The organism is Aeromonas sp. 603757 (genome assembly GCF_049171255.1).
GTDB lineage: Bacteria > Pseudomonadota > Gammaproteobacteria > Enterobacterales > Aeromonadaceae > Aeromonas > Aeromonas veronii_A.
The window spans coordinates 46,856-71,046 of sequence record NZ_JAAKOE010000015.1; the positions used below are offsets into that span (position 1 = coordinate 46,856).

At 58.9% G+C, this 24,191-nt stretch carries 19 protein-coding genes and 1 tRNA gene; 9 read left to right on the forward strand and 11 right to left on the reverse strand.

Annotated features, from left to right (window positions below):
- Nucleotides 1–41 precede the first annotated feature (41 nt).
- The 3 genes from pstA to tadA all read right to left on the reverse strand — a co-directional run bounded on the left by pstA (nt 42) and on the right by tadA (nt 4,723).
- Nucleotides 42–1,691, reverse strand: a complete 1,650-nt coding sequence (gene pstA, locus G5332_RS14635) for a phosphate ABC transporter permease PstA (protein ID WP_042012620.1) — start codon at nt 1,689–1,691, stop codon at nt 42–44.
- A gap of 32 nt (nt 1,692–1,723) precedes the next feature.
- Nucleotides 1,724–3,961 carry a phosphate ABC transporter permease gene (locus G5332_RS14640; RefSeq protein WP_421249174.1) on the reverse strand — a complete coding sequence of 746 codons (2,238 nt, stop codon included), beginning with the start codon at nt 3,959–3,961 and terminating at the stop codon, nt 1,724–1,726.
- Between the two features lie 204 nt (nt 3,962–4,165).
- Entirely contained in the window at nt 4,166–4,723 is a 558-nt protein-coding gene (gene tadA / locus G5332_RS14645) for a tRNA adenosine(34) deaminase TadA (RefSeq protein WP_408082950.1), read from the reverse strand.
- Between the two features lie 249 nt (nt 4,724–4,972).
- Between tadA and G5332_RS14650 the strand changes: the two genes are divergently transcribed.
- The 4 genes from G5332_RS14650 (at nt 4,973) to aceA (ending at nt 9,096) form a co-directional block, all read left to right on the forward strand.
- Nucleotides 4,973–5,049: transfer RNA gene (locus tag G5332_RS14650), tRNA-Pro, on the forward strand.
- Nucleotides 5,050–5,272: 223 nt separating this feature from the next.
- Nucleotides 5,273–5,413 carry a hypothetical protein gene (locus G5332_RS14655; RefSeq protein WP_005334106.1) on the forward strand — a complete coding sequence of 47 codons (141 nt, stop codon included), beginning with the start codon at nt 5,273–5,275 and terminating at the stop codon, nt 5,411–5,413.
- 688 nt (nt 5,414–6,101) lie between these two features.
- The gene (aceB, locus tag G5332_RS14660) at nt 6,102–7,709 is read left to right on the forward strand and encodes a malate synthase A (RefSeq protein WP_421173078.1); all 1,608 of its coding nucleotides are present in this window, start codon (nt 6,102–6,104) and stop codon (nt 7,707–7,709) included.
- Between the two features lie 73 nt (nt 7,710–7,782).
- Nucleotides 7,783–9,096, forward strand: coding sequence for an isocitrate lyase (aceA, locus tag G5332_RS14665; RefSeq protein ID WP_005344572.1), 1,314 nt, complete (start codon nt 7,783–7,785; stop codon nt 9,094–9,096).
- 105 nt (nt 9,097–9,201) lie between these two features.
- On the opposite strand, the gene hda is transcribed toward aceA, so the two are convergent.
- From hda to upp, 3 genes are all read right to left on the reverse strand, one after another.
- A complete protein-coding gene (gene hda, locus G5332_RS14670; RefSeq protein ID WP_013723920.1) occupies nt 9,202–9,903 on the reverse strand; it encodes a DnaA inactivator Hda in 702 nt (233 codons plus the stop codon).
- Nucleotides 9,904–10,005: 102 nt separating this feature from the next.
- A complete protein-coding gene (locus G5332_RS14675) occupies nt 10,006–11,025 on the reverse strand; it encodes a DUF2066 domain-containing protein (RefSeq protein WP_421249173.1) in 1,020 nt (339 codons plus the stop codon).
- Nucleotides 11,026–11,175: 150 nt separating this feature from the next.
- A complete protein-coding gene (gene upp, locus G5332_RS14680; protein ID WP_005334115.1) occupies nt 11,176–11,802 on the reverse strand; it encodes a uracil phosphoribosyltransferase in 627 nt (208 codons plus the stop codon).
- Nucleotides 11,803–11,978: 176 nt separating this feature from the next.
- Between upp and purM the strand changes: the two genes are divergently transcribed.
- Nucleotides 11,979–13,016: a phosphoribosylformylglycinamidine cyclo-ligase gene (gene purM / locus G5332_RS14685; protein ID WP_042080181.1), complete on the forward strand. Its 1,038-nt coding sequence runs from the start codon at nt 11,979–11,981 to the stop codon at nt 13,014–13,016.
- On the forward strand, nt 13,013–13,651 hold the full coding sequence (gene purN, locus G5332_RS14690; RefSeq protein WP_279464688.1) for a phosphoribosylglycinamide formyltransferase: 639 nt from the start codon (nt 13,013–13,015) through the stop codon (nt 13,649–13,651). Before purM ends, purN begins: the two co-directional genes overlap by 4 nt.
- Nucleotides 13,652–13,768: 117 nt before the next feature.
- Here purN and G5332_RS14695 read toward each other — a convergent pair whose 3' ends face one another.
- From G5332_RS14695 to G5332_RS14715, 5 genes are all read right to left on the reverse strand, one after another.
- Complete coding sequence (locus G5332_RS14695) at nt 13,769–14,530, reverse strand: Nif3-like dinuclear metal center hexameric protein (RefSeq protein ID WP_088869420.1); 762 nt, start codon at nt 14,528–14,530, stop codon at nt 13,769–13,771.
- Nucleotides 14,531–14,670: 140 nt separating this feature from the next.
- On the reverse strand, nt 14,671–16,014 hold the full coding sequence (locus tag G5332_RS14700; protein WP_421173080.1) for a sigma-54-dependent transcriptional regulator: 1,344 nt from the start codon (nt 16,012–16,014) through the stop codon (nt 14,671–14,673).
- A 76-nt stretch (nt 16,015–16,090) separates the two neighbouring features.
- Nucleotides 16,091–17,125, reverse strand: a complete 1,035-nt coding sequence (locus G5332_RS14705) for a sensor histidine kinase (protein WP_421173081.1) — start codon at nt 17,123–17,125, stop codon at nt 16,091–16,093.
- 106 nt (nt 17,126–17,231) lie between these two features.
- Nucleotides 17,232–18,653 carry a sigma-54 dependent transcriptional regulator gene (locus tag G5332_RS14710; RefSeq protein WP_421173101.1) on the reverse strand — a complete coding sequence of 474 codons (1,422 nt, stop codon included), beginning with the start codon at nt 18,651–18,653 and terminating at the stop codon, nt 17,232–17,234.
- 268 nt (nt 18,654–18,921) lie between these two features.
- The gene (locus G5332_RS14715) at nt 18,922–19,800 is read right to left on the reverse strand and encodes a DUF2726 domain-containing protein (RefSeq protein WP_421173082.1); all 879 of its coding nucleotides are present in this window, start codon (nt 19,798–19,800) and stop codon (nt 18,922–18,924) included.
- Nucleotides 19,801–19,996: 196 nt separating this feature from the next.
- On the opposite strand from G5332_RS14715, the gene G5332_RS14720 reads away from it, so the two are divergent.
- The 3 genes from G5332_RS14720 (at nt 19,997) to ppx (ending at nt 24,136) form a co-directional block, all read left to right on the forward strand.
- Nucleotides 19,997–20,512, forward strand: a complete 516-nt coding sequence (locus G5332_RS14720; RefSeq protein WP_421173083.1) for a glycine cleavage system protein R — start codon at nt 19,997–19,999, stop codon at nt 20,510–20,512.
- 74 nt (nt 20,513–20,586) lie between these two features.
- Complete coding sequence (gene ppk1 / locus G5332_RS14725) at nt 20,587–22,656, forward strand: polyphosphate kinase 1 (RefSeq protein WP_139734028.1); 2,070 nt, start codon at nt 20,587–20,589, stop codon at nt 22,654–22,656.
- Entirely contained in the window at nt 22,646–24,136 is a 1,491-nt protein-coding gene (gene ppx, locus G5332_RS14730; RefSeq protein WP_184232281.1) for an exopolyphosphatase, read from the forward strand. Before ppk1 ends, ppx begins: the two co-directional genes overlap by 11 nt.
- Nucleotides 24,137–24,191 lie beyond the last annotated feature (55 nt).

A 24,191-nucleotide genomic window follows, 5' to 3' on the forward strand; every position in this document is an offset into this window, starting at 1 on the left:
GGGAACCCTGTCCCCTGCCCGTCTCTGTGGTGGCTGGCCTATCAATGTTCCAGCGACCGGAATTTCTCGCGCAAGTGGTTACGAATACCGATAGCGGTCAGGTTCAGACCCACGATCACCGTCACCAGCAGGAAGGAGGTGGCATAGACCAGCGGGCGGGCCGCCTCGACGTTGGGGCTCTGGAAGCCGACGTCATAGATGTGGAAGCCCAGGTGCATGAACTTGCGCTCCACATGCAGATACGGGAAGTTGCCATCCATCGGCAGGGTCGGAGCCAGTTTCACCACCCCCACCAGCATCAGTGGCGCCACTTCACCGGCTGCACGGGCAATCGCCAGAATAAGGCCGGTCATGATGGCCGGGCTCGCCATCGGCAGCACGATGCGCCACAGGGTCTCGGCCTGGGTGGCGCCCAGTGCCAACGAGCCCTGACGGATGGTGCTCGGGATCCGCGCCAGCCCCTCTTCGGTGGAGACGATCACCACCGGCAGGGTCAGGATGGCCAGGGTCAGCGCCGACCAGATCACGCCAGGTGAACCAAAGGTCGGGCTCGGCAGCGCTTCCGGGTAGAACAGCTGATCCAGCGAGCCACCGAGCGTGTAGACGAAGAAGCCCAGACCAAACACGCCGTAGACGATGGAGGGCACGCCCGCCAGATTGATCACCGCGATGCGGATGATCTTGGTCAGGCTGTTCTTGCCTGCGTACTCGTGCAGGTAGACCGCCGCCACCACGCCGAGCGGGGTCACGATGATCGCCATCAGGAACACCATGAAGACGGTGCCGAAGATGGCCGGGAAGACGCCGCCCTCGGTGTTCGCCTCACGGGGATCGTCGGATACAAACTTGCCGATCTGGTGGAACCAGTGACCCACCTTGGCCAGCAGGCTCATGTCGTTGGGCCATACCACATCCAGTACCCTGGACATGGGCATGGTCACCAGCTCGCCACGCATATCCTTGACGGTGATGCTGTCCCGGTCAGCCTGACTGCGCAGTGAGAAGAGCTCTTTTTCCAGCACCTGATAACGATCGTTAAGGGCCTGACGTTCACGCTCCAGCTGAGCTTTCAGCTGATCGGTCAGCTTCTCTTCCAGCTCGGCCTTGCGCTCTTTCAGGCGCAGCCGCTCCAGCTGATAGTTGATGCTGCCGATGTCCCCTTTTTGCAGATCGTTGGCCTGTTCGGAGAGGGCATTGGCTCTCGCCAGCACCCGCTGCAGGGCAGGATGCAGATCCGAAGTCAGCTCGCGGCCATCCTCTTTTACCCCGACGATATAACCGTAGAAGTTACCGTTGGTGGCACGCTCAACCATGGCCAGCTCGGCTGGCTGGCTCTGGGACTTGATGTCCGTCTCCAATACCCAGCGAAAATCGAGGTCGACGAACTCGCGGTTGCCGGTCTTGACCAGATAGCGGGTCAGCAGCTCGCGCTCTTCCCCCTCCAGCGGCAGACCTGCGGCGCGCAGTCGCTCCACCGGCACCAGCTCGCGATCGTTGATCTCGCCGATCAGCACGCTCTTGTTGCCGCTGGCGTCCTCCAGCTGCCACTCATAGATGGGGTGCGGCCAGAAGTAGACCAGACCACGCCATCCGATCAGCAGCAGCAGACCCAGTACCGCCACCAGACTCAGGCTGACGGCTCCGCCGGTCATCCAGATCCAGGGGGCCCCTGATTTAAACCACTTACCCATTGTCGATTCCTTGTCCATTACAGAGCCGCCCCTTACATCGAGCTGTATTTTTCACGCAACCGCTGACGGACAAACTCGGCCAGGGTGTTGAACATAAAGGTGAACACAAACAGGACGAAGGCCGCGAGGAACAATACCCGATAGTGGGAGCTGCCCACTTCCGACTCCGGCATCTCCACCGCAATGTTGGCGGCCAGAGTACGCAGCCCCTGGAACATGGAGAAGTCCATGATGGGGGTGTTGCCGGTAGCCATCAGTACGATCATGGTTTCGCCCACGGCACGGCCAAGGCCCATCATCACCGCCGAGAAGATGCCCGGGCTGGCAGTGAGGATCACCACTCGGCTCAGGGTCTGCCACGGGGTAGCCCCCAACGCCAGCGAGCCCTGGGTCAGGTGCTTGGGCACCGAGAAGACCGCATCTTCGGCGATGGAGAAGATGGTGGGGATGACCGCAAAGCCCATGGCGATACCGACCACCAGCGAATTGCGCTGGTCAAACTTGATACCCATTTCGTGGGTCAGCCAGATGCGCGAATCACCGTGCATAAAGGCATTCTCGATGAGCGGGCTCAGGGCGAAGGCCCCCCAGCCAATCAGCAGCAGCACTGGAATAAGCAGGATGGCGTGCCATCCCTCCGGCAGCCAGGACTTGCCACGCTCCGGCAGGTAGTTCCAGACCAGTGCGGTCAACAGCATCCCCATCGGCAGCAGGATCAACAGCAGGATCACCCCGGGCAGCGCCCCCTCTATGATGGGCGCCAGCCACAGACCCGCCAGGAAGCCCAGGATAACGGTCGGCAACGCCGCCATGATCTCCACCGTCGGTTTGACGTATTTGCGCAGCCCCGCCGACATGAAGTAGGCGGTATAGATAGCACCGGCGACACCGAGCGGCACCGCAAACACCATGGCGTAGAAAGAGGCTTTCAGCGTACCGAATACCAGTGGCACCAGGCTCAGCTTGGCTTCAAAGTCGTTGCTGGCGGAGGTGGATTGCCACACATACTGGGGCTCCGGATACCCTTCATACCATACCTTTTGCCACAGGGCCGACCAGGTCACCTCGGGGTGATCGTTCTCCACCGAGAAAAGCTTGAAGGTCTCCCCTTGCTGCATCAGCAACAGGTTGTGACGGGGGGAGATGGCCAGAGCAGAGAGTTCACCCCCTTCCACCGTCTCGGTCAGCAGCTTGGTCTCGCCAGTGGCGTGGAAGAAGCTGATGATGCCGTCCTTGTCGGCACTGATGAAGGCTTTGCGATAGTGCTCGGGGGTCAGAAGATCCACCGCGCCATCGCCCTTGAAGTCACGGATCTGAGTGAACTGGCGTTTGCCATCTTTTGCCACTTCAAACCACTGGGAGATGATGCCGTTGTCGTTGCCCACCAGCAGGGAGGAGGCACCGGAGAGCAGCTCGACCCGGGTCACGTTGGCATCTGGCGCATTGATCTCCAGCACGTTGCGCACGGATATATTGCTCAGGTCATGAATGTCATAGACAGAGAGACGATTGCCTTCCCGCACAAAGAGGATCCGCAGATTGGGGGTCAAAAGCATCTGATCCACATGGCGCGGCAGGGACGGAATGGTGTAGTTCTCACTGCTCCACTCAATCTCGCCGGAGAGGAAGTTCTCCTCACCGCTCATCACCACCAGTACGCCACGACCATCTTCGGTCACGGCGGCGGTCGCCATCTTGTCCTTGGTGGCCTCAAACACCATGGCACTGAGCGCTTTGCCCTGCGGATCGACCACTACCGGCTCCTCGCCAAAGGGATATTGCAGACTGGGTTCGATCACCCGCACATCGTTGGGATAGGAGACCTTGAACGCAGGCTGGACGACCTGCGCCTTGCCATCGGCGAAACCGTAGGCGATCAGCTTCTGACCAGGGGACGGTGGCGCCACCGCAGTGACATCACCGGTGACCTCAGCATGACCAAGGGATTGCCCGACCTTGATCTTGTCATCTCCCTGCACCGCGAAGAAGTTGACCAGTCCTTTATCGCTGAAGCGATAGCCGATCTCGTTCTGCTCTTCCACGCCGAGCCAGGCGGTCTTCCCTGCTGCAGGCAGAGTAAATGAGGCAGTTGGCTCCATGGAGGCGCCATTGAAGATGGGTTTCACCACATAGAGCAGATAAAAGAAGATAAGCAGCAGCGCCACCAGTACCAGGGCTCCGCCTGTGGTGACGCCATATTTGGCCAATTTATCCTTGATCCGGCGTTTTCTACTGCCCGCCATGACCAGGTTTAACGATTCCGATGACATGCAAGACCTCAATGTAAGCTAGGCTTGGCGGCATTATATGGCGGTTGCATGACAGTTTTGTTACATCGAGAGCGCTTTAACCGAGGTTGCTAGTGGAAAAATGGGCGGGGGTCCTTTCGAGGGAAAGTGAACACAATATATTGTTTATAAAGAGATATTTGTGAGAATAATCAGCAAGGGCAGCCTGTGCTGCCCCCAAATGATTCAGGAAAGGGCATCGTTTGATTGTTGCAGCGCCAGTTTGGCCGCCTTTTTCTCGGCGCGGCGACGCTTGAAGAAGGCCGACAACTGGGCCGAGCAGGCATCGGCCAGCACACCGCCGGTCAGCTCGACACTGTGGTTGTGGCGCGGGTCCTGCAAGATCTCGAACACAGACCCCGCAGCACCGGTCTTGAGATCACGTGCGCCGTAAACCACCCGCTTGACCCGGCTATGGATCAGCGCACCGGCACACATGCAGCAGGGTTCCAGCGTCACATAAAGTGTGGTGTCGAGCAGGCGGTAGTTCGCCAGCTGCTGGCCCGCCGCCCGAATTGCCATCACCTCGGCATGGGCACAGGCATCGTGTTCGCTGATGGAGCGGTTCCACCCCTCTCCCACCACCTGACCATCCAGCACCAGTACGGCACCGACCGGGATCTCGCCAATCCCTTCGGCCCGAGCGGCCAATGCCATGGCATGGCGCATCCACTGTTCGTCCTGCTCGATCTGACTCTGTGCCTGACTCGGTATTTCTGGGACCTCTGATGGTTTCACGCCCATCCCCTCTTTATATTGTTCAATTGTGCCGTTTGCATTCCCGCGACCCACACCTGTCAGATAATTCCATAGATAGCAGGCATGATTAGCATCGCTGACAGGGCGGCGATTATGCCAAATCTGCACGTCAGACCCAAGCCGCATCCCGACTGAGCAATAAAGAAGCAATCGGCATCTCTATGATAAAAAAGGAGTTGCACCCGTTTGGCCATGCTATTAGACTTCCTCCCCGTCAGCCGAGTCTGACTCCGTCGGTGTGTAGCGCAGCCAGGTAGCGCATCTGCATGGGGTGTAGAGGGTCGGAGGTTCGAATCCTCTCACACCGACCATTTTCCCCGAGAATAGCCCAGTCAAACGACTGGGCTATTTTTTTGCCTCCGATTTATCTTCCTGACGATGCCAGTCTACCAAGAACAAAAAACACTCAGAACCACTTGAATCTTTTTGCCGAACTCATTAAGATGCGCAACTTTCCGCCGGTAGACAACACAGGGAGGTGGAAACACGAGTGAAGGGATCACTGTCCGGCTTGCGTGCAACACAGGACCAGGCATGAACCAGAACACCGATTTCGCACCCGCCATTACGCTTTATTCCGTTCCTCACGACACCCCTTGCCACACCGAAAGCGAAAATGAACAGGTCATCCAGCTGGATGTGATCGATCTGGCCGAACCGGATGATGACTATTGAGCACGGTCAGATGGCTGTTCAATCACCGGCACATCGCCTGTTCAACGCTCTCCGTTTCAGGCCCTTGGCGAGAAATCTGCAAAAAACGACAAACTGCTAATTCTATCAAGGATGGCAGTATTATTGACTGATGTGTCTCCCCCTTCTCTCTCCGGCATTGCCCCCGACAACTGATACAAACCTACGTTATTGCGCTTCACTTTCCATCGCTGCAACCGCTGGTGCCAACAGAGCCTGCATCACCACACCAAGTTTAAAACGAACGTTCACCAATCAGGTCTAGCATTAGCAAAACATTCATTGCCACATTCAAACGCGCTTTATACGGCTGTTTTGGCAAAGCCTGGAGTTAGGTCGGGATTTGTTTTTGCATTTGTAATTTTATTACGTAATAAGTTACAAAATGAGGGTCAGGGTAACGGCCCAAATTAGCCGTTGTCCGAAGGGAAAAAGCAGGAGCATAACCATCTGTGTAGAGCTTTTACACCAACCCAATAAAACAATAAAAAACATCAACTTAACCATATCCAAAAAACAGGTGTTTAAAAAAAACTGTTGACGCACTCAACAATATTTCGCACCTTATCAATCGTGTTACCCCGTTGTTGCGGGAACGTTTCAGGAACAGGGATTCGACTTTAGTCGTAGTTAGTAAGTTCAAAATGTAATTCTCAAAGGAGTGAAACTTATGTCGGCACCGGCTCAGACCCACTGCAGCGCCCGCCTTCGCATCCAAGGCGAGATGCTGCCCGAATACGCGCAAATTCTGACGCCGGACGCGGTGGCTCTGGTCTCCGAACTGGTGGAACGTTTTGCCCCCCAAAGAGGGGAATTGCTGAAACAACGTGTGGCACGCCAGGCCCGTATCGATGGCGGCGAGCTGCCGGACTTCCTGCCGGAAACCGCCCACATCCGTGAAGGTGACTGGATCATTCGCGGCATTCCCGCCGACCTGCAAGACCGCCGTGTGGAGATCACCGGCCCGGTCGAGCGCAAGATGGTGATCAACGCCCTCAACGCCAACGTCAAGGTGTTCATGGCGGATTTCGAGGATTCACTAGCACCCGCCTGGAATAAGGTGATCGAGGGCCAAATCAACCTGCGCGATGCGGTCAACGGCACCATCTCTTACACCAGTCCGGAAGGAAAGGCCTACACCCTGACCCCCAATCCAGCGGTGCTCATCTGCCGGGTGCGTGGTCTACACCTGCCGGAAAAACATGTCACTTTCGATGGCGAGCCCATCCCAGGCGGCCTGTTCGATTTTGCCCTCTATTTCCTGCACAACTATCAGGCGCTGCTGGCCAAAGGCTCGGGCCCCTATTTCTACGTGCCCAAGCTGCAGAGCCATCTGGAAGGGCGCTGGTGGAGCGAGGTATTCGCCTGGACCGAGGACAAGTTTGGTCTGCCCCGTGGCACCATCAAGGCCACAGTGCTGATTGAAACCCTGCCAGCCGTATTCGAGATGGATGAGCTGCTCTATCAGATGAAGGATCACATCGTTGCCCTCAACTGTGGCCGCTGGGACTATATCTTCAGCTATATCAAAACCTTGAAGAACCATCCGGATCGCGTCCTGCCTGATCGTCAGGTTGTGACCATGGACAAGCCGTTCCTCTCCGCCTACTCGCGGCTGCTGATCAAGACCTGCCACAAGCGCGGAGCGCTGGCGATGGGCGGTATGGCTGCCTTTATTCCGGCCAAGGATGTGGCCGTCAACGAGCAGGTCTTCGCCAAGGTCAAGGCCGACAAGGAGCGCGAAGCCAACAACGGTCACGACGGTACCTGGGTCGCCCACCCTGGCCTGGCTGATACCGCCATGGCGGTGTTCAACGCCACCATTGCGGTTGGTGCCAAGAACCAGATAGGCGTGCTGCGCGAGCAGGATGCCCCCATCACTGCCGCCGACCTGCTGGCCCCCTGTGAGGGCGAGCGCACCGAGACGGGGATGCGCACCAATATCCGGGTTGCCCTGCAATATCTGGAAGCCTGGATCAACGGCAACGGCTGCGTGCCCATCTACGGTCTGATGGAAGATGCCGCCACCGCCGAGATCTCCCGCACCTCCATCTGGCAGTGGATCCGCCACGGCAAGAGCCTGTCGAACGGCAAGGTGGTGACCAAAGAGCTGTTCCGCCAGATGCTGGCCGAGGAGCTGGAGGTGGTCAAAGCCGAGGTGGGCGCCGCGCGCTGGCAGGCAGGACGCTTTGCCGAGGCAAGCGAACTGATGGAAGAGATCACCTGCGCCGACACCCTGATCGATTTTCTGACGCTGCCCGGTTACGAGCGGCTCTGAATCACGGGCCCCGGGCGGGGCTCGCCAATAACAAGTCAATGGAAACGTGAAATCAATGAAAGAGGGAACTGATATGGCACTGACCCGTGAGCAACAGATCCAGGCTATCGAGAAAGACTGGGCGGAAAACCCCCGCTGGAAAGGGATCAAGCGCGGCTACAGCGCCGAAGACGTGGTGAACCTGCGCGGCAGCTTGCAGCCGGTGCACACCCTGGCCCAGCGTGGTGCCGACAAGCTGTGGGGCCTGATCCACGGCGACGCCAAGAAAGGCTATGTCAACTGCCTCGGCGCCCTGACCGGTGGTCAGGCAGTACAGCAAGCCAAGGCGGGGATCGAGGCGATCTACCTCTCCGGCTGGCAGGTGGCGGCGGACAACAACTTGTCCTCCACCATGTATCCGGATCAGTCCCTCTACCCGGCCAACTCCGTACCATCCGTGGTGGAGCGCATCAACAACTCCTTCGCCCGTGCCGACCAGATCCAGTGGGCCAACAAGGTAGGGCCGCAGGATGAGGGCTTTATCGACTACTTCCTGCCGATCGTGGCGGATGCGGAGGCCGGTTTCGGCGGTGTGCTTAACGCCTTCGAACTGATGAAAGGAATGATTGAAGCGGGCGCCGCTGGCGTGCACTTTGAAGATCAGCTGGCATCAGTGAAAAAATGCGGCCACATGGGCGGCAAGGTGCTGGTACCGACTCAGGAAGCGGTGCAGAAGCTGGTTGCCGCTCGTCTGGCAGCCGATGTATGCGGCACCACCACCCTGGTGATCGCCCGTACCGATGCCAACGCCGCTGACCTGCTGACCACCGACGCCGACCCGTACGATGCAGACTTCCTGACTGGCGAGCGCACAGCCGAAGGGTTCTACAAGGTTCGTGCCGGTATCGATCAGGCCATCGCTCGCGGTCTGGCTTACGCCCCCTACGCTGACATGGTGTGGTGTGAAACCGCCAAGCCGGATCTGGACGAAGCGCGCAAGTTTGCCGAAGCGATCAAGGCCAAGTTCCCGGATCGCATCCTGGCCTACAACTGCTCACCGAGCTTCAACTGGAAGAAAAATCTGGACGATGCCACCATCGCCCGCTTCCAGCAGGAGCTCTCCGACATGGGCTACAAGTATCAGTTCATCACCCTCGCGGGTATCCACAACATGTGGTTCCACATGTACGAACTGGCCTACCAGTACGCCCGTGGCGAAGGGATGAAGCACTACGTTGAGATGGTGCAGGAGCCGGAATTTGCCGCCGCCAGCCGTGGTTACACCTTCGTGGCCCACCAGCAGGAGGTCGGTACCGGTTACTTTGATAAGGTGACAACCGTCATTCAGGGTGGCCAATCCTCGGTCACCGCACTGACCGGCTCCACCGAAGAAGATCAGTTCCACTGATAGGCAAAGCCCTTTGAAATAGCAAAACCCCGGTCTGAAGCCGGGGTTTCTTTTTATCTGCCATTCAAACGAAAGTCAGGCCACAACCGCACACCGCAGAGAGGATCAGAGCTCGAGGATCTCTTTGACAAAGGGAATGGTCAGCTTGCGCTTGGCGCGAAATGAGGCGTTGTCGAGCTGATTGAGGGTGGTGAGCAGGGTGCGCATATCGCGGGAGAGTCGGTTGAGCAGGAAGCGGCCCACATCGATGGGCAATTTGAAGCCCCGCAGCTCGGCACGCAGCTGCAGGGCACTGAGCTTGCCTTCATCATCCAGCTCTTCGAGATGGAAACTCACCCCCCAATCCAAGCGCGAGGCGAGATCCGGCAGTTGCAGCCCCAGTTTGCGCGGTGCGCTGCAACCTGTGACAACCAACGTCCCCTCGCCCTTCTCCTGCCAGCGATTGTAGAAGTCGAACAGCGCCCGCTCCCACACGGCATTGCCGGCGATCGCCTCGAGACTGTCGAGACAGACCAGCGGCAGGCTTTCGAGGGCATCGAGCATGCTGGGATCGAGCTGTTCAAATTGATCGAGGGAGAGATAGGCCGCCGCCGCATCGCGGGCGTTGACCTCGGCACAGGTGGCGTGGAGCAGATGAGAGCGTCCGGATCCCTTGGCTCCCCAGAAATAGAGGAAAGGTGATCCCTGACCGATGGCCGCGTTTTTGAGGGCGGTGATCAGATGAGCATTGTTGCCGGGATAAAAACTGACGAAGGTTTCATCATCCGGTAGTTGTACGGCTAAAGACAGTTGGGCCGGTTGCTTCACTCGTTGGGCTTTGACTGTGACATTTGTGGCTAAGTGTACCATCGCAATGGCAGATAGAGAACCGCCCGGACAAGCCGGGCGGTCTACAAAAGCCTTATAAAATCAGGGCTGCGACCATTGGTAACGCAAACCGCTGCCATTATCGTCAACCTTGCGCAAACGACTCTCAAGCTGCAGTGCCCGCACCAGTTCGGCCTGATCCCCTTGCAGGGTAAAGTTGAAGGTGACCTGGTCCCCCTCCAGCTTGCCGATCGCCACCTTGCTGACGTTGGCCATCCCCTGCAGCATCTTCTGCACGGCGATCATACTGTCCACTTCGGAGAGGCCATCCACCACCAGGGTCTGGCTGGTTGCCGGACCCGAAATGCGGGCACCATAGTTTTTCACCAGCCAGGCCGCCAGGGTATCGGCAAACCCTTGCGCCACTTCGGCCTGAGAGCCGGTGCTATTGCCACGGGTCAGCTCGGTCACTTCACCGGCCGCTTTGGGGCCGTAGAGTCCCCAATCGATGCTCCACTTGTCACCTTCAGGAGTCAGTTTGCCCAGCACCACCATCTCGGCGCCATAGCGCTGGCTTGCCTGCAAAATCGGGTCGGCAAAGCGTCCCCAGACGTCGGTGGCACTGACAGCCATGTTGTCATCGAGATCCATCAGCGGAATGCTGATGGGTAGCCCCAGCGTCTGGGCCTGCTCGCGCAAGGCTTGCGCCCAACCATCGCTGGATTGATCCGCCAGCAAGCGACGCTCACCCTGATCCACCACCAGCCAGATGGCCATTTGGGGACGCGCCGGGCCAAGCAGGGCAAACAGGCTCTCGGAGACCAGGCTGTTGACCTTGTCACTCTTGAACTCGGCTTTCAGATACTTGACGGAGTCCTGATCCTGATAGCCATAGCTTTTGACATAGTCGCCCGGCGCCGCCAGCGCCTTGACCACCACCGGCTGGGTGAGGATGTCGCGCTTGCCGGTCACCTTGATCAGCACCTGACCCAGTGCCTGCCCCTGAGCGGCCACCATGTCACCACTGGTCGGGGCCTTGCCCTGATAGAGGTCGGTCACCTGAGCGGCCGAGGCCATGAATGACAAGCCGCAGCAGAGGGCGGTCACAACACGTTTGAACATGAACAGAGTCTCGAAATGGGAGAGTGTGCTTATGGTAGCGGCAAGGCGCGTCCTGCGGCAAGGCTGGCACAAGCGGCCACAAACAGCAGAGCCGGCGATGCGCCGGCTCCGATCACCCCTTCCACATGGGAAGCAGGTCAAGGCATAAACTTATTTGGTACCGAAGATCTTGTCGCCTGCATCGCCCAGACCCGGCACGATGTAGCCTTTCTCGTTCAGCCCCTGGTCGACAGAAGCGCAGTAGAGCTCTACGTCAGGGTGAGCGGCTTCCAGCGCCTTGATCCCTTCCGGCGCGGCAACCAGTACCAGCACCTTGATGGATTGGCAGCCTTTCTTCTTCAGCAGATCGATGGTGGCGATCATGGAGCCGCCGGTGGCCAGCATCGGATCGATGACCAGCGCCAGACGCTCTTCGATGTTGCTGACGATCTTCTCGAAATAGGGAACCGGTTGCAGGGTCTCTTCATCGCGGTAGATACCGACCACGCTGACTCGGGCGCTCGGCATGTGCTCCAGCACGCCATCCATCATGCCAAGGCCGGCACGCAGGATGGGTACGACGGTTACCTTCTTGCCTTTGATCTGGTCAACTTCTACTGGCCCATTCCAGCCATCGATGATAACCTTCTCGGTTTCGAAGTCAGAGGTCGCTTCATAGGTCAACAAACTGCCCACTTCTTTGGCCAGTTCACGGAAACGCTTGGTGCTGATATCGCCTTCACGCATCAGACCGATCTTGTGTTTGACCAGGGGGTGTTTGACTTCAACGACTTTCATTATTATCTCCTCTAACCTGCCGCAAAAAAATCGCGGAATCATACAACAAAAGCCACCGCTTGTAGAGCATTTCCGCGCAAAAACGCGCAAACGATTTCCTTTCTGGTTTTTCACCGCCACTGTTAGAATACGCCCCGAATTTTACCCTCCACTTCTTTACATGACGGGGAATACTCGTGACTGACAAAACCTCACTGAGCTACAAGGATGCTGGCGTAGATATCGATGCCGGCAATGCACTGGTTGAACGTATCAAGGGCGTGTCAAAGCGCACTCGTCGTCCTGAAGTCCTTGGTGGTCTTGGCGGCTTTGGGGCCTTGTGTCAAATCCCTGCGGGCTACAAGGAGCCGGTACTGGTCTCCGGTACCGATGGTGTGGGCACCAAGCTGCGGCTGGCCATCGACCTGAAGAAGCACGACACCGTGGGCATCGATTTGGTGGCCATGTGCGTCAATGACCTGATCGTACAGGGCGCCGAGCCGCTGTTCTTCCTCGACTACTATGCAACCGGCAAGCTGGACGTGGACACCGCGGCCGCGGTGGTCACCGGGATCGGTGCCGGTTGCGAGCAGTCAGGCTGTGCCCTGGTGGGCGGCGAGACCGCCGAGATGCCGGGTATGTATGAAGGGGAAGACTACGACATCGCCGGTTTCTGCGTCGGTGTGGTGGAGAAGAGCGAAATCATCGACGGCAGCAAGGTCGGTGAAGGGGATGCCCTGATCGCGCTGGCCGCCAGTGGCCCTCACTCCAACGGCTTCTCCCTGATCCGTAAAATTCTGGAAGTCTCCAAAGCCGACGTGCATCAGCCGCTGGGTGACCGCACCCTCGCAGATGCCTTGCTGGAGCCGACCCGTATCTATGTGAAGCCTGTGCTCAAGCTCATCAAGGAGTGCGAGATCCATGCCCTCTCCCACATCACCGGCGGTGGCTTCTGGGAGAACATCCCCCGCGTATTGCCTGCAAATACTCAAGCGGTAATCGACGAGCAGAGCTGGCAGTGGCCGGCGGTGTTCAGCTGGCTGCAGCAGGCTGGCAACGTCACCCGTCACGAGATGTATCGCACCTTCAACTGCGGCGTCGGCATGATCATCGCCCTGCCCGCCAACCAGCTGGAGAAGGCGCTGACCCTGCTCAAGGCGGAAGGTGAAAATGCATGGCACATCGGTCATATCGCCAAGGCAGCAGACGGTGAGGAGCAGGTCGTCATCAAATGATGCGGATCCTCGTCCTAATCTCTGGCAGCGGCAGCAACCTGCAGGCGATCCTCGACCACTGCGCCAGCGGCAAGATTGCCGGTGAAGTGGTCGGCGTTATCAGCAACAAGGCCGATGCCTATGGTCTGGTTCGCGCCAAAGAAGCTGGCGTGGCGACCTCCATTCTGGCCCAGCAGCAGTTTGCCAGCCGGGAGGAGTATGACGCCGCCCTGCTGGCGCTGATGGCAGACTATCAGCCGGACTTGGTGGTGCTGGCGGGGTTTATGCGGATATTGAGCGGCGATCTGGTGCGCCATTTCGCCGGGCGGATGATCAATATCCACCCCTCCCTGCTGCCCAAGTATCAGGGCCTGTACACCCACCAGCGCGCCATAGATGCCGGTGACAGTGAACACGGCGCCAGCGTCCACTTCGTGACCGAAGAGCTGGACGGGGGCCCGGTGATCCTGCAGGCCCGCGTGCCCATCTTTGAAAGGGACACGGCGGAGGAGGTAGCGGCACGGGTACAGGCGCAGGAACACAGCATCTATCCGCTGGTGGTACGCTGGTTCTGCGAAGGCAGGCTGCAGATGGTGGACGGCGCTGTGCAACTGGATGGCGCCCTGCTGGGCCCCGCTGGCTACGCCTGCGAGTAACAGCCAACAACTGCATGTCAGATACAACAAGGGAGGCTTAAGCCTCCCTTGTCATTTCTACCTACCACACGATGGCTTAGGTCCGGTCCGATTACGCCGCTACGCGGCCAAGCGACCCTACACCGGATTGTCGATATCGATAAAGGTCACATCCAGCCCGTGCACGGTCGCCAGCCACTCCCCCAGCGCCTTGACGCCGTAACGCTCAGTAGCGTGATGGCCCGCGGCGTAGAAGTGCATCCCCATCTCGCGGGCGGTGTGAATGGTCTGCTCTGAGGCTTCACCGGAGATAAAGGCATCGATGCCCTGCTCCGCCGCCAGATTGATGTAGCTCTGACCGCCGCCGGTGCACCAGGCCACGGAACGGATAAGCTCGGGGCCGGTATCGCCACAATAGAGTGGTTCACGGCCAAGGCGCTCGGCAATCAGCTTGGCAAAATCGCGGCCGCTCATCGGCTCTTCCAGCTTGCCCACCATGGCGATGCTCTTGCTGTTCCACGGCTCCAGACCACGACGCACCTTGATGTCGAGCAGCTTGGCGAGCTGGGCGTTGTTACCCACCTCGGGATGGACATCCAGCGGTAAATGGTAGGCAAACAGGTTGATATCGTGGGTCAGCAGGGTCTTGAGCCGACGCTGCTTCATGCCGGTGATCTGGGCCGGTTCACCGCTCCAGAAGTAGCCATGATGGACCAGAATGGCATCGGCCTCGGCAGCCACCGCCGCGTCGATGAGCGCCTGACTGGCGGTGACACCGGTAACTATCTTGCGAATACGTTCGCGCCCCTCCACTTGCAAGCCGTTGGGGCAGTAATCCTTGATGGCGTGCGGTTCGAGCAGATGGTTCAGTACGGTTTCGAGTTTTCGATGAGAGATCATAGGGGTCCCTTATTAAGGCTCGGCCCCCTGCTTTACCAATAAAAACAGGGCCCAGGCTCAAAGCGCCAAGGGCCCCATGATAATCGAGCCGGGCCGTCAAGACCATGACAGCCCCCACACAGTACGATTTCCCACATGCCTCAGGCTGGCAGGTCGATCCCCGCCTCCCGCATCTGGGCCAGCTTGTAGCGCAGGGTGCGCGGGCTGATGCCGAGTCGGTCGGCCACCGCCTTGCGGCTGCCGTTACAATCTTGCAGGGTGTCGAGGATGATCTGGTGCTCCTGCTGCTTGAGCTCGCTGCCGAGGCGATCGCCACCATAGCTGCGCTCCACGCTGACAAACTCCATCTCCTGCTCATCCAGCTCCTCCAGAATGAGGTGGTCACAATCAATGACCCCGTCCGGGGTGAGGATCAGGGCGCGCTGTACCACGTTGTCCAGCTCCCGCACATTGCCGGGCCAGGGGTGGGCCAGCAGCCGTTCCCGCGAGGCGTCCGTCAGCTGTGGTGTCGGCAGTCCCTGCTGACTGGCATGAAGCGCCAGCAGATGCTCCGCCAGTGGCAGAATGTCGCCGGGCCGCTCGCAGAGGGCAGACCAGCGCAGCGGGAAGACGTTGAGGCGATAGTAGAGATCTTCGCGGAACAGGCCATCCTGCACCGCTTTTTTCAAATCCCGGTTGCTGGTGGCGATGACCCGCACATCCAGCGGGATCATCTTGCGACTGCCGAGCCGCTCCACCTCTTTCTCCTGCAACACCCGCAGCAATTTGGCTTGCAGCCCCTGATCCATCTCGGTGATCTCGTCGAGCAGCAGGGTGCCCCCCTGCGCTTGTTCGAACTTGCCTGGGCACCCCTGTACCGCACCGGTGAAGGCGCCCTTCTCGTAGCCAAACAGGGTCGCCTCCAGCATGTTTTCCGGAATGGCGGCACAGTTGATGGCGACGAAGGGCAGCTCGGCGCGGCTGGAGTTGTCATGAATGTAACGGGCCAGCACCTCTTTACCCGTCCCGCTCGGGCCGGTCACCATCACGGTCGCTTCGCTTCTGGCCACCCGGGTCGCCAGCTGGAACAGCTCGGCAGTTTTGGGATCCCCGTAGACCACGGCACGTTTTTCCACCTTCTGAGCGGGCACATACCGGCTGACCTGATTGAGCAGCACCTCCGGCGAAAAGGGCTTGGCCAGATAGTCGATGGCCCCTTCGCGCATGGCGCGCACCGCGCCGTCGATATTGGCGTAGGCGGTCATCAGCAGCACAGGTATCTGCGGATATTGCTGGCGAATGGTCGCCAGCAGGGTGAGGCCGTCCATTCCCCCCATCTGGATATCGGAGATCACCATGTCAAACGGCTGACGGGAGAGAGCCAGCAGAGCCCGCTCGCCACTGTCCGCTTCACGGCACTCATAACCGCCGAGCAAAAGGGTATCCACCAGCGCTTCGCGCAGGCCATTGTCATCTTCTACAACCAGGATCCGGGCCTGAGTCATGCTACACCTCCCACGACAGCCAACCTGGCCGCATTGATATGGCTCCCTCTCGGCAGGCACAGCTCCTTAACAAGGCTCATGCTGCACCTCCAAGTTGCACCTGCTGCTGATGCAGGGGGAACGACAGAGTAAAACAGGTGCCTTCACCGGGAACCGAGGCCACACCGACCTCCCCCTGATGGGCACGCACGACGGATTGCACCACAGCCAGCCCGAGGCCTGTGCCTTGGGAGCGGGTGGTAAAGAAGGGTTCGAATACCTGACCAAGCAGGTGAGAAGGGATCCCCTTGCCATTGTCGATGACACGCATCTCCACCCGGACACCACTGCGCACCGCGCTGACCAAGAGTGACGTGGCCCCCGCCTGCTGGGCATTGGCGATCAGGTTGTTGATGGCGCCCGCCAGTGCGCTGCTGTTGGCCAGCAGGCAGAGATCGGGCTCCGGCGCCTCCATGTGCAGTTCGCAGCCCTGTTGCTGACAGAAAGCCTCGGCACCAGCCTGCACTTCAGCCAGCAAGCCCTGTACCGAGATGGGGGTGACCACCTGATTGTCGCCATTGCGGGCAAACAGCAGGATGTCGTTGATCTGCTTCTCCAGATCCTGGAGGCGGGCCATCAGCTTTTGCTGAAACTGGCTGCGGGACTCCGGCTTGAGGGTACGGTTGGCCAGGTTGGCGGCATAGAGCATGGCGGCGGAGAGCGGAGTGCGGATCTGGTGGGCGAGCGAAGCCGCCATATTGCCCAGCGCCGACAGCCGCTTCATGTGGTTGATGCGATCCTGAAGCTTGCGGGTTTCAGTGAGGTCATTGATAAAGACCAGCTGGCCGCTCTGATCCGGCAGCGGCTGGGTAGAAAGCTGGACCCGTCGTCCGTCGCGCAGGGAGATCTCGTGGCCATCATCCTCACGTGGTTCAAAACAGCGGGCAATGATGCGGCGCCAGAGCTCTCCTTCCAGCGGCTCCCCCAGCAGGGAGATGGCTGCCGGATTCGCGCGGGTGACCACCCCAGCCCCGTCAAGCAGCAACACCCCGGTGGGGAGCGCCTTGAAGATGGCATAGAGCTGGCTCACTTCGTGGGACTGGAGTGGCATGTCCTGCTGCTGGATCGTCATAAACCTGACCTCAAACTGGCTATTGGGTCAGGTTATTCAATTTCCATGCCACTAAATTATTTCAATTAAAGCAATAGATTGCATGTTAACGTCAAGGCTTTGACCCTTAAACGTCCTTGCTCATCCCGTACTTTTTCATCTTCTCTACCAGGGTGGTACGGCGCATGCCGAGCAGATCGGCGGCGCGGGCCACCACCCCGTCCTGCGACTCCAGCGCCTGGCGGATCAGCTCCACTTCAAGGTCGGCCAGCATCTCCTTGAGATTGACCCCCTCCTCCGGCAGTTGCATGGTGCGGGCAGAGGCGAGGGGGTGATCCAGCTCCGGCGGCTCCTGGAACACCGCCGCCAGCGCATCCCGCTCATCCATCTCGGTCAGCCGCTCATCCCGCGGCTCGCTCGGCAACAGACGATAACGACTCGGCAGATCCGCCACATCGACGATCTGTTGCGGGTAGAGGATAAGCAGCCGCTCCAGCAGGTTGGAAAGCTCGCGCACATTGCCCGGCCAGGGGTACTGCATCAGCGACTCCAGCGCCCGCTGGGTCAGACGGATCACACTGTGGTGCTGCTCCGCGTGACGGTTGAGCAACTCCTGCAGCAGCAGCGGAATGTCATCGATGCGATCCCGCAGTGGCGGGGTCTCAATGGGGAAGACGTTGAGGCGGTAGTAGAGATCTTCACGAAAACCCTGACTGCGGATCAATGCCTCCAGATCCCGATGGGTCGCCGCAATGATGCGCACATCGGCCTGAATGGGCTTGCCACCACCGACCCTGTCGAACAGCCGCTCCTGCAATACCCGCAGCAGTTTGACCTGCATCGGCATCGGCATGTCGCCAATCTCGTCGAGGAACAGGGTGCCCCCCTGCGCCAGCTCGAAACGACCGCGACGAGCTGCGATGGCGCCGGTAAAGGCTCCCTTCTCGTGACCGAACAGTTCGCTCTCCAGCAACTCGGCAGGAATGGCACCACAGTTGATAGGCACAAAGGGGCCACTACTGCGGGCCGAGAGTTCGTGAATGGCACGGGCCACCACTTCTTTGCCGGTTCCCGATTCACCAAGGATCAGCACGTTGGCATCGGTCTCGGCCACCTGGCTGATGAGGCGGCGAACCTCCTGGATCCCCTTCCCTTTGCCCACCAGCAAACGCAGCAACGTCTGCCCCTTGTCGTGGGTCTGTTGACGGGGATGGAGAGAGACAAAAGCCTGACAGAAGTGCAGATGACGGGTGAGGGATTCATAGGTAAAAGGCGAGAGCGCGACCCCGATAAAGTTGCTGTTGGGCAGTTCCGCCTCAACCAGCGAGATAAAGGGGGTACGAGGGAAAGCGGCAAGTAACTCGGGCAAGGTGCGACCTGCCAGTTCACCCACCAGCACCCCTTGCAGTGGGCCAGAAGATTCGATGGCGACATCCAGGTCCCCTTCTGCGACATCCTGCCACAGGATCCCCATAAACGAGAGCACGGTTCCCAACTGCTGGCGCCGCTGCGCATCGGCATCAACAATCAACACGCCCATCTCCACCATATCCATCCCTCGCGATATCCTGAACTAACTTATTGTTTTATTTAGTAATAAAACAGCTACTGACTGTCTTTTTGCAGGCACACAAAGTGCCAAAAAACCGACACATTGTCAAAAATTGTCGTATTCAGGCTAAGTGTATCGATAGAAACGGGAGATTAGATAAATTTTGCCGAGGAATTTTCTGCATTGGCGCCGCTAGCAAACGCCGCCAATGGCGGAAAGAAAACTGCCCTCGTCAGAGGGCAGCATGCAGCACGGTCAGATGAACTCAGTGGCTGTGGTGGTGATGCGGCGCCGCATAACGACACTCGGGAAAACGACTACAGGCCAGGAAGAGTCGACCGGCGTGGGGGCCTTTTTTCGCCTCCCGCTCCACCAGCGGCGCATCGCAACGGGGGCAATGCTGCACCTCGAGCTCCTCGTCCTCCTCTACATCGGCGAACAGTCCATCGACCAGCTCACCCTCACTCTGTGGTGTCTCCACCATCCCCTTGGCCCAGATGGCAGGTTCGTGGAGCGACGAGGACGAGACAGCCTCGGCATGGGCAGTGCGGCCACGCATCCCGGCACCAACATCCACACCATCCAGCAGCAGAGGGTTGAACGTCGGCTCGCGGCGCGCCCCGTGCGGCAGATCGTCAATCAAGGGTTCGCTGGTTTTGACCAGCAGCGGCAGGATCTGTTCGCGCAGCTCTTCCACCAGATAGCTGGCACTTGCCGGGATCTGTAGCAAGGGCAGACCGGCGCTGTCGCAGGCGGTTTTCAGAAAGAGATCCCGCGCCTTGCGCTTCTGATGGCGGTGGGAGCTGTCATCGAGTTCGATGGCACAGATAAAGGAGAGATCAGAAGGGTGGCAAAGCAGATAGTCGAAATGCTTGGCGCTGATCTTGTTGAAGTGCTGCTGCCATTTGCTCTTGCCGATCCCGGCCTGCGGCGTCAGCACATCGGCCACTCTTACCTTGGCAAAGACCCGGGCCTTGTCACCCACCGCCAGATCCAGCACCGCGAGGAACGATCGTTCGGCGGGACTGAACAGGGTCTCCTGCACATCATAGGGCAGGCGCTTTTGCTGTCTGCCTCTGCTCCAGAAGATCGCCAGCACAAGCAGCGCCAGCAACAGCAATCCCGATAGGACAAGGGTATTCATGAGAGCACGATCCAGTTCACGACACGAAAGGGGAATTACTTTACCACAGCCGCCACGGAGCAAGGCAGCAGACCCGTGTATAGAAAGTGAAAAGTCCCGTCTTTTTATCTATTTGTCAGCAGGCGGGGGTTCATATGACCAGCCCCAGCAGGCACAATAGGGATAGAGCAAGAAATCCCATTTCAAGGAGAGCAGGATGCAAAAGCAATTGGTGGTCACCGTGATCGGTGCAGACAAACCCGGGATCGTCGAGAGTCTGGCTGCAGTCATCAGCAGCGAGCAGGGCAACTGGCTGGGCAGCGCCATGAGCGAACTGGCGGGACAGTTTGCCGGTATCCTCCATGTCTCTGTCCCCGATGAGCACTATCGCAGCCTGTGCGAAGCACTGGCCCTGCTACCGGGTCTGACCATCAGCTTTGCCGAAGGGACACCTACCGCCGAGCCAGCCCATCAAGTCATGATGACAGTGACCGGCAACGACCGCCCCGGCATCGTCCATGAAGTAGCCAGCATCCTGCGCCAGCTCGAGATCAACGTGGCCGATCTCACCACCGGCTGTGAACCGGCTCCCCACTCCGGCGCCCCGCTCTTCTATGCCCATGCGCTGGTTGCCCTGCCCGACGGGCTCGCGATGGATAAGCTGATCACCGCGCTGGAATCCCTCTCCGACGATCTGGTGGTCGACATCGACGAAGCGTTCAGCGAGCAGTAACAATACTGTCATTTATTTGTCATATATTAACGCCATAACTGCCGCGCAGACGCGACCTGAAACAGAGGCACAAGATGAGCACCGACAAGCAGTATGAAGAGAAAGAGCTAAGCTGGCTCTCATTCAATGAACGGGTGTTGCAAGAGGCAATGGACAAGACGGTGCCCCTCATCGAGCGGGTTCGTTTTCTGGGGATCTTCTCCTCCAACCAGGATGAGTTCTTCAAGGTACGGGTATCGGACGTCAAGCGTCGCATCCTCATCAATGAAGTACATGGTGGCGACGATGAAGCGAAAGTGCTGCTGCGCGCCATCCAGCAAAAAGTGATGGCGCTCGGTGAAGCGTTCGACAACACCTATAAGGAGCTGTTGATTGCGCTGGCCCGCCACAACATCTTTCTGGTCAACGAGAACCAGCTCTCCGATGCCATTCAGAAATGGCTGCGGGTCTTCTTCAAGGAGAAGGTGCTGCGCCACATCATCCCGATCCTGCTCAACAAAGAGGTTAATCCGGTCAAATTCCTCAAGGATGAGTACACCTATCTGGCCATCGAGATGAAGAAGAACGGTCAGGTGATCCAGTACGCTCTGGTGGAAGTGCCGACCGACGACCTGCCCCGCTTCTTCCAGCTGCCGCCGGAAGGGACCCGCCGCAAGAAGCAGATCATCATTCTTGATAACGTCATCCGCTTCTGCCTCGACGAGATCTTCAAAGGCTTCTTCGACTACGACGAGATTGCCGCTTATGCGGTGAAGCTGACCCGGGATGCCGAATATGATCTCTCCGACCAGCTGGACTTGAGCCTGGTGGACAAGATGAGTGACGGCTTGAAGCAGCGCCTCACCGCCATGCCGGTGCGCTTCGTCTACGAGCGGGAGATGCCCGCCGCCATGATAAGCTTCCTGAAACTCAAGCTGCAGATCAGCTCCTACGACGCCATCATGCCGGGTGGGCGCTATCACAACTTCAAGGATTTCATCGGCTTCCCCAACGTGGGTCGTGACTATCTGGAAAACCCCAAACTGCCGGCCCTCGATTGCCGCGATTTTGACGGCTTCGTCAACGCCTTCGATGCCATCACCAAGCAGGATATTCTGCTCTACTACCCGTATCACAAGTTCCACCACTTCACCGAGCTAGTGCGCCAGGCGGCGTTCGATCCGGCGGTCAGCGCCATTCGCATCAACATTTATCGGGTGGCCAAGAAGTCGCGGATCATCCACTCCCTTATCGATGCCGCCAACAACGGCAAGAAGGTGACCGTGGTGGTCGAGCTGCGCGCCCGTTTCGACGAGGCGGCCAACATCGACTGGGCCAACATCCTTACCGATGCCGGAGTCAAGGTGGTGTTCGGGGTACCGAGCCTCAAGATCCACTCCAAGCTCTGCCTCATCACCCGTCACGAAAATGGCGAGGCGGTGCGCTATGCCCATATCGGCACCGGAAACTTCAACGAGAAGACCGCCAAGATCTACACCGACTTCTCGCTGCTCACCCGCAACCCGGATATCACCGCCGAAGTGGAAGGGGTGTTTGAATACATCGAGTACCCCTATCGGCGCTACAAGTTCAACCACCTGCTGGTCTCCCCCATCAACAGCCGCCGTCAGCTCTATCGCCTCATCGACAACGAGCTCTCCAACGCCAAGGCGGGCCAGCCGAGCGGCATCATCCTCAAGATCAACAATCTGGTGGACAAGGATCTCATCAACCGCCTCTATGCCGCCGGTCAGGCGGGAGTACCGATCCAGATGATCATCCGTGGCATGTGCGCCCTGCGTCCGGGCGTACCGGGCCTCAGTGACAACATCAAGGTGATCAGCATCATCGACCGCTTCCTCGAGCACCCGCGGGTGATGGTGTTCCACAACAAGGGCAACCCCCAGCTCTATATCTCCAGCGCCGACTGGATGAGCCGCAATATCGACGGCCGGATCGAGGTGGGCACCCCCATTTATGACGAGCGGCTCAAGCAGCGCATCATGGACATTCTCGAGCTACAACTGAGTGATACCTGCAAGGCGCGGGTCATCGATGCCGACCAGCAGAACGAATATGTGAAGCGGGGCAACCGCCGCAAGATCCGCTCTCAGGTGGCTATTTACGACTATCTCAAACGTATCGAGTCAAACAATGGACAATAGTCTCTATGCCGCCGTGGATCTCGGCTCCAACAGTTTTCATATGGTGATCGCCCATCTGAGCGAAGGGCGTTTTCGCATCGTCGATCGCATTAAGGAGCGGGTGCGGCTGGCGGAAGGGATGGATGAGCAAAAGCGGATGAGCCCGGAGGCGATGGAACGCGGCCTCGCCTGCCTGTCGCTGTTTGCCGAGCGGCTCACCAACATCAAACCGGATCAGATCCGCATCGCCGGTACCTACACATTGCGCCGTGCCAGCAACGCGCGCGAATTTGTGAGTGAAGCAGCCAAGGTGCTCAACCACCCCATCGAGATCATCAGCGGGCAGGAAGAAGCACGGCTCATCTATCAGGGGGTTGCCCATACCCAGCATATCGAGGGCCAGGTACTGGTGATCGATATCGGCGGCGGCAGCACCGAACTCATCATCGGTGAAGGGTTTGAACACAAGGCCCTCACCAGTCGCAAGATGGGCTGCGTCAGCTTTACCCAAAGCTTCTTCGCCAGCGGCAAGCTGAGCGACAAGCACTTCACCAATGCCGTGCTGGAGGCGCAGCACCAGCTCGCCCCCATCGTCAACCAGTACCGCAAGCTGGGCTGGCAGAGCTGCCTTGGCAGCTCAGGCTCCATTCGTACGGTACGGGATGTACTGCAAGGCGAAGGGCTGACTGACGGCAGCATTACGCTGGAGGGGCTGGAGCGGCTCAAGGCGCTGATGATTGAGCGCAAGCGAGTCGATAACCTCAAACTGGTCGGGCTTACCGAGGAGCGTCAGGAGGTGTTTGCCGCTGCGGTCGCCATCCTGCTCGGGCTGTTTACCTCGCTGCCCATCGAGCGGCTCGACTACTCCGACGGTGCGCTGCGTGAAGGGTTGCTTTATGAATTCGAGGAGCGCTTGCAGCACCACGATATTCGCGAGCGTACCGCACAGGCGCTCGGTACCCACTACCGGATGGACAAAAAACAGGCAGCCCGGGTGGAGCAGAGCGTACTGACCCTGTTTGATGCCTTGCAAGAGCCCTGGCAGATGGAAGTAGAGCCCTATCGAGCCATCCTCGGCTGGGCGGCCCGGCTTCACGAAATTGGCCTTGCCATCAACTACAGCGGCATTCATCGCCACTCCGCCTATATCCTGCAACACACCGACCTGCCTGGCTTCAACCAGGACGATCAGGCGCTGCTGGCTGCGCTGGTACGCTTTCAGCGCAAGGGGCTCAAGCTCTCCGAGCTGCCGCCCCTACCCAACCACGACATGCAGACGGTGCTGCGCTGCATCCGCATCCTGCGCCTCGCAGTCGCCGCTCACCACAAGCGTCAGGACAACCTGCTGCCTGAGTGGAAAGTCGCAGTGCAAGGGGATCAGCTGGTCGTGACCCTGCCGATCGACTGGTGCGAGGAGAACCGTCTCCTGATGCAGAATCTGGAGAAGGAGCATCGTTATTGCCAGGAGCAGGGCTGGCCACTGTTGTTCCAGCTCGGCTAAACCGGAAAAAGATAAATGCAAAAGGCAGCCCAATGGCTGCCTTTTGCATCTCAAT

What these genes read in the sequence shown, in the direction of transcription:
- pstA (WP_042012620.1), bottom strand. Translation starts at nt 1,691, where the DNA reads ATGGGTAAGTGGTTTAAATCAGGGGCCCCCTGGATCTGGATGACCGGC.
- G5332_RS14640 (WP_421249174.1), bottom strand. Translation starts at nt 3,961, where the DNA reads ATGTCATCGGAATCGTTAAACCTGGTCATGGCGGGCAGTAGAAAACGC.
- tadA (WP_408082950.1), bottom strand. Translation starts at nt 4,723, where the DNA reads ATGGGCGTGAAACCATCAGAGGTCCCAGAAATACCGAGTCAGGCACAG.
- G5332_RS14655 (WP_005334106.1), top strand. Translation starts at nt 5,273, where the DNA reads ATGAACCAGAACACCGATTTCGCACCCGCCATTACGCTTTATTCCGTT.
- aceB (WP_421173078.1), top strand. Translation starts at nt 6,102, where the DNA reads ATGTCGGCACCGGCTCAGACCCACTGCAGCGCCCGCCTTCGCATCCAA.
- aceA (WP_005344572.1), top strand. Translation starts at nt 7,783, where the DNA reads ATGGCACTGACCCGTGAGCAACAGATCCAGGCTATCGAGAAAGACTGG.
- G5332_RS14675 (WP_421249173.1), bottom strand. Translation starts at nt 11,025, where the DNA reads ATGTTCAAACGTGTTGTGACCGCCCTCTGCTGCGGCTTGTCATTCATG.
- upp (WP_005334115.1), bottom strand. Translation starts at nt 11,802, where the DNA reads ATGAAAGTCGTTGAAGTCAAACACCCCCTGGTCAAACACAAGATCGGT.
- purN (WP_279464688.1), top strand. Translation starts at nt 13,013, where the DNA reads ATGATGCGGATCCTCGTCCTAATCTCTGGCAGCGGCAGCAACCTGCAG.
- G5332_RS14695 (WP_088869420.1), bottom strand. Translation starts at nt 14,530, where the DNA reads ATGATCTCTCATCGAAAACTCGAAACCGTACTGAACCATCTGCTCGAA.
- G5332_RS14700 (WP_421173080.1), bottom strand. Translation starts at nt 16,014, where the DNA reads ATGACTCAGGCCCGGATCCTGGTTGTAGAAGATGACAATGGCCTGCGC.
- G5332_RS14705 (WP_421173081.1), bottom strand. Translation starts at nt 17,125, where the DNA reads ATGACGATCCAGCAGCAGGACATGCCACTCCAGTCCCACGAAGTGAGC.
- G5332_RS14710 (WP_421173101.1), bottom strand. Translation starts at nt 18,653, where the DNA reads ATGGTGGAGATGGGCGTGTTGATTGTTGATGCCGATGCGCAGCGGCGC.
- G5332_RS14715 (WP_421173082.1), bottom strand. Translation starts at nt 19,800, where the DNA reads ATGAATACCCTTGTCCTATCGGGATTGCTGTTGCTGGCGCTGCTTGTG.
- G5332_RS14720 (WP_421173083.1), top strand. Translation starts at nt 19,997, where the DNA reads ATGCAAAAGCAATTGGTGGTCACCGTGATCGGTGCAGACAAACCCGGG.
- ppk1 (WP_139734028.1), top strand. Translation starts at nt 20,587, where the DNA reads ATGAGCACCGACAAGCAGTATGAAGAGAAAGAGCTAAGCTGGCTCTCA.
- ppx (WP_184232281.1), top strand. Translation starts at nt 22,646, where the DNA reads ATGGACAATAGTCTCTATGCCGCCGTGGATCTCGGCTCCAACAGTTTT.